Below are 13285 nucleotides of genomic sequence, written 5' to 3'. Positions count from 1 at the left end.
CTAAAACACAAAACACTATAAATAAAGTACTTAAAATTAAAAACTAAGCTTATAAAAGTCATTTAGTAAGCTAACTTACTATTATTGATCAAGCCATTTTTGAAACTTCGGAGATCGTTCCTCACTAACAATGACTACAATTCCCGCTGGAGTTGAGGGCATTAACGCTAATTTGATTCTATTTCGACTAATTTTTAACATGGATTGAATCGCATCTATTCGAACAAGAAATTTACGATTGATCTGGAAAAAAACTGTTGGATCTACCTGTGTAACGAGATGAGTGATGGTATCTTCAATAATATATGCAATTCCAGATCCTTTTTCTACAGCATACAACTCTTTGTCTTCTGCCATAAAATAAGCAATATCAGCAATGGCCAGCGACTTTAAAAAATTACCATATTTCACTAAAAAACGCTGTTTGAGCCGAGGTTCTACTTTAGGTAGCAGCGGTTCGATACGTTTCATGACCTCAGTCAACTCGTCGCTGTCGAAAGGTTTTAACAAATAGGCATACCCTCTATTTTGGAAGGCCTCCAAGGCATATTGTTCGTAAGCCGTCGTAAAAATAAGCGGCACATCGATAGATACCTGCTTAAAAATTTCAAAGCTCAGCCCATCCATCAGGTGGATATCCATAAAAATCAGATCGAATTGATTTCTATTGATTGTCACCACCGCTTCCTGAACCTCTTTTGCATTGGTAAAGGTCAGTTCACTTTCTCCATAGCGCGCAGTCAACATCTCCTTTAAGCCTACAAAAGCCCAGTCTTCGTCTTCGACAATCAGTATTTTCCATCCCATGGGTTGAATGTAATAAAAAATCCATTTCCTAAAAAGAAAATGGATTAATATATATAGGATTTAAAAAAATAGATTATTTCAACAGATCGGGATTATTATTGATTGCTTCCTGTGGATAACGTATCACATAACGAGGATCGTTCTGCTGCAGTGTTACCGTTCTGCCGAAACTACTGTGTGTGATCGCCGGTCTTGTCGTCCGTTTTAGATCATACCACCGTAATCCCTCTAGCGCCAGTTCACGCTTGCGTTCCAGCAGAACCGCATCTAGTAATTGCTCCTTTGACAAACCTGCGTCAGCCTTAGTTTCTTTGGCATAGGCATCTGCGGTAAATCTGTTTTTCTTTAAAGCAGACAGATATTTTAATGCTTCTGCTGTATTTCCCAGACGAACATAACATTCGGCCAACGTCAAATAAAGATCAGCATTTCTAAAACTCACATTAAAACGGTTGTCCCCACCTTTGAGGGATACATAATCGCCCCCACTTTTTTGGAAGTAACGACCTTTTCTCAAATCGCCTGCAGAATAACTGTCTAACAAGGCCGGTGAAATAAAGGAACTTGTACGTACTCCAGGAACAGATACTTTTTCCAAAGCCATAATCATCTCCGCTGATTCAAAATCATTCGGAAGTAGGCTTCCAGCAGCATTGAGATCAACCAATTTGTCATTTATAACCAAAGCTTTTTTAGCGGCATCAATTGCTTCTTGCCACTCACCGCGATATAAATGAACGCGTGAGGCCATGGCAAAAGCAGCGCGTTTGCTAAAGCGATAATTAACACCTTTTGCCTGATCATCCACAGTCAGTAAAGCTGTCCCTTTTCCCATATCAGCCAGGATCTGCGCATAAGACTCTCCAATGGTCGCAGGTACAAAACGTTGTTCCAGGTCAATCTTTGTCGATAAAGGAACGCCCCGAAGCCCTGCATTACTCGCCGAATAGACCTCGCTGTAGAGATTTAATAACTCAAAATGAGCATAAGCACGCATCAGATAAGCTTCTCCTTTGATTTGGTCCACTGCTGCATTGCTAGCCAACTTTTCATCGATTGTACTAATGACCTGATTGGTATAAAAAATACTACTATAAAATGTCAGATAGGGATAAGCAATTGTTGTCGGATCAGGATTTTGATCGTTCCAAAGATAAATATCTTTGGTTCTAGCGGCATCAGTCGAACTTTCATCCAACAATAGCTCATCTGTCCGCAAGGACAAATAGGACTTATGTGCAGGAAAGTTTGCATAACTGCTTGTCATTAAACCTCTAAAATCACTTTCCGAAGTAGGGATAACCGTCCCTACCGGTTTTATATCTAAATATTTATCGCAGGAATTCAATGCACTGGCTGCCATGATCATTCCAAAATAAACTATCTTTTTCATGTTATAAATCAATTAAAAGAATTAAAAACTCGCTGACAGACCGAAGGCAAAAGACTTGCTGATCGGTTGTGCATAATAATTACCGTAAGTTTCAGGATCAAAATATCCGTCATAATTTGCTCCAAAGACAAATAGGTTACGTCCTTCTACATTCACGCGTAAATTGCTTGTACCAATTTTTTTACTTAATGCAGCAGGGAGTGTATAACCTAAACGAATGCTATTGATGCGGACATAGCTCATTTTCTTTGCCCAGATATCATAGAGATTGAATGATTTAATTGGATCATTGCTTTCCAACCAAGCATAGGCCATCCAGCGATCATTGAATTCAGAACTTATGCTTCCCAAAGCAGGCATATTACCACCCTCTTGCAGTGCCTTCAAAAGATCTGTTGTATAATTCTGACCACGGTCTACCAGAGCCGGATTATAAGTCGGTGTACGGCTTACCCAACGCTCCAAATTAAACACAGCAGAGATTGCGAGATCAAAATTAGCATAACGGAAACGGTTGGTCATTCCGCCGATAAACTTCGGATCTTTACTACCCTTGTATTTAAATTTAGAACGGTATTCTGCAGCGGTCATATCGGTTTGCGAAATATAACCTGGCAAAAACTCCGCCCATGGATCATATAATCCAAAAAACTGTTCAAAGCTCGAAACGGATCCATCCTGATTTCTGAACTGCATCACCCCATCTTTATCCAAACCAGCCGTTTCCAATACGTATAGGCCATTAATTGGACGCCCTTCCTGTGTTTCAAGCGCATAGGCTTTTGGATCAGCGAGTACTTTTAATAATTTATTACTATTGTGTGCAATATTAAAGTCCGTTGACCAGGAGAATTTATCCGTTTGGATCTGACGGCTTGATATCGTCAATTCCACGCCTTGGTTTCTTGCTGAGGCCCAATTAACTTTTACGTTTTGGAAACCGTTTTCCAAAGGTATTGCACTATAATCGATTAAGTCGGTACTCTTTCTGTTATAATAATCAACCGTAATATTTAATCTGTTTTTCCATAGGCCTAAATCAATCCCAGCATTATAAGATTGGGTCTTTTCCCAGCGAAGTTTATCATTAGCAGGCATCTCAACAAATACAGTTCCTTCATTATTTCCTGGCAACATGGTAATGTTATTATAAAAACCAACAATAAAAGGATAAGTATTGCGATCAATATTTCCTTGCGTACCGTAAGACGCGCGCACTCGGAGATCAGACAAAGCGGTTTTTCCTTTAATAAACTCTTCCTCTAGCACATTCCATGATCCCGAAACAGACCAAATCGGTAGAAAACGATATTTGGGATCAACACCAAACATATTAGAACCATCTTGTCGAATACTTGCATATACATTGTATTTCCGATCAAAAGTATAGGTCGCATTCCCATAGAACGAGGCATATGAGCTTTCTACAAATCCTTTTTTATACTGTACAAACCTTGAGTCATTTTGGTAGTTGCTATTTGGAAAAACAAGTGTTTGCGTCGTCAATGTTGCCGGATTGTACCCGAATCCCTTCGTTGTTACGATTTCACTCTTGCTCCGTCTCAGTTCCGTTCCTCCCATCAATTCCAGCTCATGGCGATCGTTCCAGGTTTTGTTGTACTTTAAATAAGTTTTCCAATTGTATTGGAAAACGCTATTATTGGAATTTTCTATTGTCCCACCAGTAGGCAAAAAATACTTATTTGTCTTGCTGGCGGCATCGTAGTAGCGGGTCGCAGCACGCAATTTTCGGGTGTTATAACTTTCCTGATCTGCAAATTTTTCAGTTTTATTTTCATCAAATTGCAAACCAAGCTCTGTTCTCAGGGATAACTGTGGTAAAATAGCGTATTCCAAATAACTGATTGCTTTCAGTGCTTTATTTGTTAACGTGTATTTGGTATTATCACGCTCTTCAATTGCGTTAAATGGGATATAAGTATCTCTTTCAAAGCCCTCGATATCTGGATCATAGTTAAATTTCCCAGATTGATCATAAACTGAAAGATATGGATTAACCGAACGCACATAATAACTTGGGTTCGTGAAAGCATCACGATCCTGAATCGGATTTTGTCTATTCGAAACTGATCCTAATATATTAATACCAGCTTTAAACCGATCGTTGATTGTAAAATCGTTATTTAATGTCAATGAATAACGACGAAGATCTACCGCTTTTGTAGCACCTTTTTCATCGTACAAACCTGTTGACAAATAATAGCGATGCCCATCATTACCGCCTGAAATAGACGCGGAATACTGTTGATTGACCGCCTGACGGTATAATTCATTCCCCCAATTCGTTTGTTGCGTGCGCAATTGACTGATCGACTGCTGTACTTCCGGTGATAAAGCTGCTAAACCACCGGTGCGATAAGCATCCAATGCATTTGCTTTATTTAGTATCCGCATAACAGCGCCCTTATCCGTACGATAATTGAGATCCGTACGATTGGCCATCAATAACTCAAAATTCACTTTTTCATTAGCATCCATCAGATTGAGTTTACCGAAATCCGGACGTTGCGTCACAAAGGTATTTGCTGACACCTGCAATTTTGCGGGACCAGATTTACCTCTTTTTGTGGTAATCACAATGACCCCATTTGCGGCCCGGGCACCATAAATTGAAGTCGCCGCAGCATCTTTTAAAACGGTAATATCGGCGATATCATCGGGATTGATGCCTGCAATAGGAAGATTTGTCAAGCTATTAAGATCATCTTTCTCTATTCGGTTTGGCATTGCCGTACCTTCAATCGGCAGTCCGTCAATCACCCATAAGGGATCTTGTGTGCCATTGAGTGATACAGTACCACGAATACGGATCTGTGGAGCACTATTGGGGCCGCCATTAAAATTGCTCAACTGCAAACCTGCCACCTGACCAGCAAGCATTTCATCGATCGATGCAACCCCCGTCTGTTTGATGTCCGCTACATTGATTTTATTGTAAGCCGTCGTATTCTTACGTTTTTTGATATCCGTATAACCTGTTACGATCACTTCATCCAAGGACTCACCACTTGGCTGAAGCAAGATTGTTTTATGATCCTGAAATACCGGCACCTGAATACGCTGGTACCCGACATAGCTAATCGTTACATATTTTAAATTACTAGGCACTTTTAAGCGAAATTCACCAGCGGCATCGGTCAATGAACCCAATGCCGACTGCTGCACCTGATTAGGTACACCGATATCTTCTGCTACTGCCGAACTTTCAACGACAACCGTCGCCCCTACGACTGGTTTTAACGTGACCGCATCCAAAACCTTTCCTTTCAGTTCCCTGGATTCCTGCGCATGCGCAACGTGCACACACATGAAGGTCAACGGTATTAAAAACTTATTCATTTTGGTAGATGTTAATATATTAGTTTAATTCTAAGGTATTTGCAATACGTAGTAAAAGATCCATGTAATGCGATTTTGTAGTCGCGTCACCTGTCCGCTGCTTTTGTTTCAACAACTGGTAGATCTCATATAGTTCAGCACGTTTATAGGTCAACATATCGGAAGTACGTATCATGCCAGTGACATGTACATTCCGAAGTCCCGTTTGTGAAGAGGATGCATGTTGCGGATGTAAACATAGATCAGGTTGTGTCGCTTCAACTAGCTGCTCAATGCCTGCCAGTTTCTTCGCATTTAATTTCTCCATGGATTTGTTTGTAGATACCATCAGAACATCCACATAGTTTTGTTGTAGCATCCGTGTTTTAAGATCCAACGATTGTCCACTGATGGTTTTAGCAAAGATCGTCTGACGTACAGAAGTTAGAAACTCAGGTGCACTCCATGCTTTTCTACTTCCAAAAAGATTTTCCATCTCAACCATACGCAGCAAACGTTCATCGTTGACCAGTTTATACAACATGGCATACTGAAATTCACGTTGTAAGTTATAAGGAGCATACTCAAATGGTCCTATTGGTGAATCTTTCAATGGAAAAGTTTTTGCCATCAGCTCTGGGACGAACAACCACTCAGGCATGTAAAAGACATTCTTCTTGAGGTATTCCAAAGCACGTACTTGTTTGTCTTTTGGTACTGGACTATAGGCATCTTTTTGATCGCCCAAAACAGCATTCTCCAGGTATATACCCCCAATATTATTTAAGACATGGTCAGCATACGCGTACCATTGTCCGACTACACCCATATATAATTTACCGGCACGGTAGTAATCATCACCTACATTAGTGGTCCAGTTGATAATATTAGGCATCATACGACGCAGATTCAGCATGCCATATTCACCAGCTTTCATCGCGTCGTCACCAAGATCTTCCGATTGAGCCCGCGGATCAACGATATTTTTAGAATCTTGCTGTTCACCGTAATGGTAAATAGGATCATGTACATGGCTGTCAATTTCCTTTCTCAACAAAGGAATTTCATCCCAAGGTTGCGTTTTGCCATACCAACGGTAAGCCCAGCCAATGGCATACTTGTCGTAAGCACCGATCACGGGAGTAATCTGTTCCACACCATCTTCGGGTTGTGCCACATAATTGAAACGAGCGTAATCCATAATTGAAGGAGCAGTCCCCCCCATTTTGGTGGTGAAGCTTTTACTACGCAATGAATCAACAGGAAAACTTGCCGAGGAGCCCATGTTATGCATAAGACCCAAGGTATGGCCAATTTCATGGGAAGAAACAAAGCGAATGGCATGTGCCATTTTTTCATCCGAAAACACATTGGATCGTACCGATGTATCTACTATACCTGTTTGTATACGCATCCAGCTATTTAAAATCGTCATGACGTTGTGCCACCAGATCACATCGGCTTCAAGGATCTCCCCCGAGCGCGGATCGACCACTGAAGGTCCCATGGCATTAGCCTGAGCAGATGCTGCATAAACAATAGAGGAAATATTCGCATCATCGGGATCAAATTTGACACTATCCGGCTGTTGTTTGGCCAGAATTGCATTTTTGAAACCAGCAGCTTCAAAGGCAACCTGCCAATCATGAACTCCATCGATGATCGCTTGTCGCCACTGTTTTGGTGTCGCCGGATCTAAATAAAAGACAATCGGTTTCTTTGGTTCGACCAACTCCCCTTTCAGATACCGCGCTTTATCTTCGTCACGCGGTTCTAAACGCCAGCGATTGACTAGATTTTTCTTATCCAGTTCCTGTTGTTTATCATTAAAATACCAACGTGGTGAAGTAAAGAAACCTACTCTTGGATCTGCAAAGCGCGCAACCATAGGATTTTCAGGCAATTCGTAAAGGTTACTTGTAATTTCTAAAGAAACCGGTACAGATTCATTACCTTCAGTGACCTTGGTAGAGAATACAGACTTCACAACGATATTATTCGCATAGGATTTAATGTCTTCAACGGTAGATATACTCGTTTTAGGTGAAGTTCCCAAACCCAAAGACGTAAACACATCCGTAAAGCTTTTTTCTGAACCGTCAAATACTTTATTGACTTTGATCACCACGGCACTTGAATCCTTTGAATAGTTTTCAATCTTAAAAGATTCAATATAAGAAGGACGATAATTATCATATACCGAAGCGGCTATTGCGTCACCCTTAGGTACTTCGACCTGCGGTTTAATCTCCGAAACCCACACTTCTTTTTTCTCTTTACGATGGGTAAAACGAATGACCTTATTTTCATAATTCATCCCTTTGTTTACCCCAGCCTCATTCAAGGCCAACGGTACAGAAGATAGCTTTTGGATCAACAATATATCTTGCCCCATCTTTTTCAATGGAATTTCAAAGTAGTAGTTGTTTTCTTTACGGATCACAGTAAACATTCCACTATCCACACGCGCATCTTTCAACAATTTGTCGTATGCAGCTGTAGAATCTTTCTTTGCCGTAGAATCTTTGGCAGAAGTAACCGTCTCTTTTTTTTCTTAAACCTACTGTTTGCAATAATGAACAAGATTGCATTAGACCCGCCGAAAATAAAAGACCAATGGCTAGCTTAGTATAAGTGTTTTTCATCAAATAATTATTTTTGAGCTCGCTTTCAAAGGCATAAATGAGCTCGTGGCATTCTATTTGTTTTTTACTGGTGACGACGTAACATCAACCGAATATCCATTGTTGATCCTAAGCCTGTTTTAGCTTCGGATTCTGTATCAGAAAGTAATTGCATCTATTCCATGGAGGTCAATCATAAGTTGCACTTTATAAAGACCTTGGCATTTTATGGGATAAGATTAGGCTAATCACAAACTAAAACCGCTGGATTAAGAGCCAAATTTGTTAAAAATATTGTACAGAATAATACATAAAGGGATGAACACGCAATTCAGAGTGATGAACACGCACTATAAAAACATGAATACGTAGACACCTCCAATTTCATTATTCATATACAGCATTATGCGAGTGGTAATCGCACAATAAATTGCCCCGACTCTATCCCGAAATGAAAACCTGCCATGGCATAGTAACTATAGATGGATGACAAATAATTGAGCCCGTACCCCTCACCTTCAAGCTCTGCTCCCTGTCTGGGCTGCCAGTTGTTGCTAACCTCCAGCAGGTTGGTTTCGGGTATATAGATTAAACGAATAGTAAGCGGATTCTCTTTCGAAATGCGTGTATGCTTTATCGCATTCTCAATCAGCATTTGCAAACCCAAACGTGGAATTTTCTGTTCTAATAATTCTCTTGGAATATTTATATCCATATCCTGCAATGCCGCGCCGAACCGCACCTGCTGCAAAAAGAAATAGGCTTTGGCCAATTCCAGTTCCTCCCCTAGTGTAGACCATTCTGCCTCATCTGTACGCAACATTTTACGATAAACCTTGGTCATCTTTCCAATAAAAGACTTAGCCAGTTCATCGTCTTTTCCGATCAGGTACTGAAGCGACCCAAATGTATTGAAGAGAAAATGTGGATTGATCTGTTGTCGCAATTGTACAAGACGCATCTGCGTATATTCATTTTCCTGCTTCAGGGCCAACAATTTCAATTGTTGAATCTTGCGTCGCTCCATAACATTGAAATAGATCAATACCATCGCCACCAACATCAACCCTACACCGAGCAAGATACTATAGGTCAACAATTCCTGAATTTCCTCTTCGATACTCAACAAGAGAACATACACCTTGATTTCGCCACCAACAAACAGAATGTTACAGGGATAGGAATTAACCATCACGTCCAGCTGCAGAAAATCTGACTGAACAATTTGCCCCTGTTTTGACACAGCGGCAGTATTTCTCTTTCCCCACTTTCGATTATCGGGAGAATACACACAGATGCCGCGGTCATCATAGATCTCAAAATAAGCCCGCCTTCCGAAATTGAGCTTTGCAAAGTAAGCATTCAGCTTTTCGATATCCATATAGATATGATATAGCCGATGATTTATTGTTCGTGTCCGTAACAATGTTAGCATCCTATCGCTCATATAATCAGGTTGACCAACCGGGATAATGACCAATAAGGAATCACCACTTTCCTTTGAATCAAACGTGGGTTGTTCCAATATTTTTTTCTCAGAAAGGTACAGATCCTGCTGTAGCAATTCCAATTGCTTTTTGACAAGAAACATATTCTCATCCGCAAAATCGATCAATATTCTTTTCTTAAGACGATCAACTTTATGATGGATAACACCGAGCAATCCCCCTCCTACCAGCAGCAGCAACAACAAACAGACAATCAGGATAATACTATTTTTCTGTTCGGCATTTTTAAATCGAAATTTCACGGCGCAAAAATACATCAAAATTTTCAAAGCTTTAGCAAACAAGTTCATAAGAAAGCTCTAACCCAGCCTTTTGTCAATGAAACACGACATATTCCAAGAGCTAACCAAAATAAATGGGGCATTTAATAAAGATTAATAATAATTTTCTGATTTTTGTAACCACAAAAAATTACAAAGTGTCAAAAGCAACATTTATAAAAGTTGTGAAACGTATCGCTATCGTTTTTACAAGCATCATCGTACTACTCGTTATCAGCATATTATCTATTCCCTATATATTCGAAAATGAAGTCAATAGCAAGGTCAAATCACTCGTAAACGAGCATATTACTGGTGAGTTAAATTATTCAAAGGTAAGATTAACCTTCTTTGATCAATTCCCTTTGCTTACTGCATCGATGGATGATGTCTTACTAAAAGGGGCCGAGCCTTTTAAAAACGATACGCTGCTTGCCGCGAAAAAAGTCAGTTTTGGCGTGGACCTTATGAGTCTTCTCAAATCTAAAATTGTCATCGACAAGTTTATCGTGAACAGCGGAAAGATCAACATCTTGGTTGATTCTTTGGGAAATGCCAATTATTCTATTTATAAATCCACCCCGTCAGATTCAACAAAAACACAAGATAATGCAGAAAGTAGCGCTTTGGCTTTTCAATTAATTAAACTTGAAAAAACAAATCTCCATTATGAAGACCGCTCCATTCCGCTTCAGATAGAGGCAGAAGATCTCGAATATGAGGGTAAGGGAGATCTGATGTCAAATATTTTTGACTTGAACACACGTGCAAAAATTGCATCTTTCTCCTTCTCTTTTGACAACGAACTATATGTGGACAAAAAGTCGATCGATGCCAATTTGCTAACACGGATCAATACCAATACGTTATCCTTCGTCTTCGAACGAAATGATATTAAAATAAATCAATTACCAGTTCGTTTCCGTGGATTGTTGTCTTTTATTTCCCATGGTTATCACCTAGATTTTAAATTAAAATCACAGGAAAGCACCTTGGCCGAATTACTTTCATTAGTCCCAAATAGCTATGCTTCTTGGATCAAGGACCTCTCCGTGAAAGGTACATCTGAGGTTTTTGTTAATCTAGAAGGTGATTATATTGTCGACAACAACAAAATGCCTAATCTTTCACTTGGGCTCATGGTCAACAATGGCTTTCTCGCGTATAAACAATCCACCAATCCGCTAACGGACTGGAATGCAAAATTACGGATAGACTTACCGGCACTGAATCCAGACTCACTACAAATTGATCTTAAACAATTTGACTTTAAAGTTGCTTCAGGCTATTTCAATGCACAGGGCAACATTGCGGGTTTACACCCTGTAACCGTGCATGCCAACATAAAAAGTGATCTTAATCTCGATAAACTCCATGCCTCGCTACATTTTCCCGATTTTTCTTTCGGTGGGAAATGGAATCTTGACGCAAAAATCGACGGAACATACGCCAAAGCTATTCGTAAGGTAGGACTCCAAAAACGCGAACAGGAATACGTCGCATCCATTCCTACTTTTGATATCAAAATACACTCGTAGATGGTAAATTTAAATTGGCTAAGCTCCCACAGGGATTGGACAAAATTGCTTATCGTCTGGAAGCAAAGGATCCCGATGGCCAGTTAAAAAGTGCGTCAATAGCAATCCATGACATTTCTGTTCAAGCACTTAACAACTATATAAAAGGATTTATTTCAATAACAGATTTTAATAAAATTGCAGTCAATTCGGATTTAAAGGCATCATTTAATTTAGCAGATATCAAAAATTTCTACCCAATTAAACAAGTCGAATTGGCAGGATTGGTGGATGTCAACCTGATAGCAAAAGGTTATGTGGATCTCAAACGAAACATTTTTCCCGAAACCAATACGTCTATCGTCATGAAGAATGGGTTAATCAAATCAAATGATTATCCTATCCCGATGGAAAATATTCAGGTCGAAGCTTTTGTCAATAGCGAAAAAGGTTCACTTCGAGATCTGAATGTCAAAATCCTACCGGTATCATTTACATTTGCGGGTGAACCTTTTTTCTTGAATGCAGACCTCAAGAACTTCAATAACATCAAATACAACATACAGTCCAAGGGTAAGCTCAATCTCGGCCCTATTTATAAACTCTTTGCATTGGATGGCACCAATGTCGATGGCTTTATCTATACAGATTTCAGTTTAAAAGGCTTACAGAGTGATGCCACCAATGGTCATTATAACCGACTCCAAAATAGCGGTCGGTTAAGTATTGGAAATATCCAAGTTCAATCCGACATGCTTCCACAGCCTATTGCAATTAGAAGTGGGAACTTCAGTTTTAATCAGGAGAAAATGAATTTCGATAAATTCCTGGTTGCCTATGCTAAGAATAATATTTCCATCAAAGGATACCTCAACAATATTATTAATTATGCGACAAGTAGTCAAGCACCGTTAAAAGGTCAATTTACACTCAGCAGCAAGAAAATCAATGTGGATGATTTCATGGTTTTTGCCAGCCCTAGTTCGTCTACAACAGCAAGCTCCTCCGAAAGCGGTGTAGTTCTTCTCCCCAAAAATTTGGACGTTCAGGTCTTAGGGCTTATCAACGCCATATCATATAACAAAATGAATATCAAAGATTTCAAAGGAGACCTACAGGTAAAAGAAGGTAAGATGACACTTAATAAGACAAACTTTGAACTTGCGGGACTGAAAGTAGATATGAACGGAAGTTATCGTCCCATAAATCCACGTAGAGCAAGTTTTGATTATGCGGTGAAAGCCGACAGCTTTGATATTCAACGCGCTTACAAAGAGATACCGATGTTCAGGGAAATGGTTAGCTCTGCCAAAAATGCTTATGGTCTTGTTTCATTGGATTACAAATTGGGTGGCCTATTGAATGGCAATATGCAACCAGTAATGCCTTCTATCGTCGGCGAGGGATCCTTAACGCTAAATCAGATTAAGTTCAGAGGCTTCAAATTACTCAATGGAATTAGTCAATCTACTTCCAAAGAAAAATTGAAGGATGGCGAAGTAAAAAAAGTTGTTATTAAATCCCATATCAAAAATAATGTGATGACCATCGAACGCACGAAAATGAGAATGATGGGATTCAGGCCTCGCTTTGAAGGTCAAGTGACCTTAGACGGACGTATGAACCTAGGTTTTAGACTGGGCTTACCTCCTTTTGGAATCTTTGGGATACCTATGCGAATTACGGGTACTCCAGACAACTTTCACTTAAAAATGGGAAAATACAAAGAAGAGGATCTCGACATGGACATGGATGACGAGGACAGTAAAGTATATAAAGAATCTCAAAAAGTGCAAGAAACACAAGCTAAATAAACGCGCAATTAGTTTTAGTAAAT

General features: G+C 39.7%; 7 protein-coding genes. 2 read left to right on the top strand and 5 right to left on the bottom strand.

Annotated features, from left to right (window positions below):
• Positions 1 to 81: 81 nt before the first annotated feature.
• The 5 genes from BV902_RS06540 to BV902_RS06520 all read right to left on the bottom strand — a co-directional run bounded on the left by BV902_RS06540 (position 82) and on the right by BV902_RS06520 (position 9961).
• Positions 82 to 807, bottom strand: coding sequence for a LytR/AlgR family response regulator transcription factor (locus BV902_RS06540; protein ID WP_075991239.1), 726 nt, complete (start codon positions 805 to 807; stop codon positions 82 to 84).
• Between the two features lie 73 nt (positions 808 to 880).
• Positions 881 to 2200, bottom strand: coding sequence for a RagB/SusD family nutrient uptake outer membrane protein (locus tag BV902_RS06535; protein WP_075991238.1), 1320 nt, complete (start codon positions 2198 to 2200; stop codon positions 881 to 883).
• A 21-nt stretch (positions 2201 to 2221) separates the two neighbouring features.
• Positions 2222 to 5560 carry a SusC/RagA family TonB-linked outer membrane protein gene (locus tag BV902_RS06530; RefSeq protein ID WP_075991237.1) on the bottom strand — a complete coding sequence of 1113 codons (3339 nt, stop codon included), beginning with the start codon at positions 5558 to 5560 and terminating at the stop codon, positions 2222 to 2224.
• 19 nt (positions 5561 to 5579) lie between these two features.
• On the bottom strand, positions 5580 to 8003 hold the full coding sequence (locus BV902_RS06525) for a zinc-dependent metalloprotease (RefSeq protein WP_237241994.1): 2424 nt from the start codon (positions 8001 to 8003) through the stop codon (positions 5580 to 5582).
• 563 nt (positions 8004 to 8566) lie between these two features.
• Positions 8567 to 9961: a sensor histidine kinase gene (locus BV902_RS06520; protein WP_075991236.1), complete on the bottom strand. Its 1395-nt coding sequence runs from the start codon at positions 9959 to 9961 to the stop codon at positions 8567 to 8569.
• Between the two features lie 128 nt (positions 9962 to 10089).
• On the opposite strand from BV902_RS06520, the gene BV902_RS06515 reads away from it, so the two are divergent.
• Both BV902_RS06515 and BV902_RS06510 read left to right on the top strand, forming a co-directional pair.
• Complete coding sequence (locus BV902_RS06515) at positions 10090 to 11469, top strand: AsmA family protein (RefSeq protein ID WP_172840650.1); 1380 nt, start codon at positions 10090 to 10092, stop codon at positions 11467 to 11469.
• Positions 11470 to 11483: 14 nt separating this feature from the next.
• Positions 11484 to 13262 (top strand): AsmA-like C-terminal region-containing protein, encoded by a 1779-nt coding sequence (locus BV902_RS06510; protein ID WP_075991234.1) that lies wholly within the window; start codon positions 11484 to 11486, stop codon positions 13260 to 13262.
• Positions 13263 to 13285: the final 23 nt, after the last annotated feature.

The sequence above is a fragment of the Sphingobacterium sp. B29 genome, assembly GCF_001952815.1.
Taxonomy (GTDB): domain Bacteria; phylum Bacteroidota; class Bacteroidia; order Sphingobacteriales; family Sphingobacteriaceae; genus Sphingobacterium; species Sphingobacterium siyangense.
The sequence above is the reverse complement of the archived record's forward strand: the minus strand, read 5'-3'. Positions and strand labels throughout refer to the sequence as shown.

Excerpts from the sequence above, each read along its gene's own strand:
- BV902_RS06540 (WP_075991239.1), bottom strand. The coding sequence starts at position 807 with ATGGGATGGAAAATACTGATTGTCGAAGACGAAGACTGGGCTTTTGTA.
- BV902_RS06535 (WP_075991238.1), bottom strand. The coding sequence starts at position 2,200 with ATGAAAAAGATAGTTTATTTTGGAATGATCATGGCAGCCAGTGCATTG.
- BV902_RS06530 (WP_075991237.1), bottom strand. The coding sequence starts at position 5,560 with ATGAATAAGTTTTTAATACCGTTGACCTTCATGTGTGTGCACGTTGCG.
- BV902_RS06520 (WP_075991236.1), bottom strand. The coding sequence starts at position 9,961 with ATGAACTTGTTTGCTAAAGCTTTGAAAATTTTGATGTATTTTTGCGCC.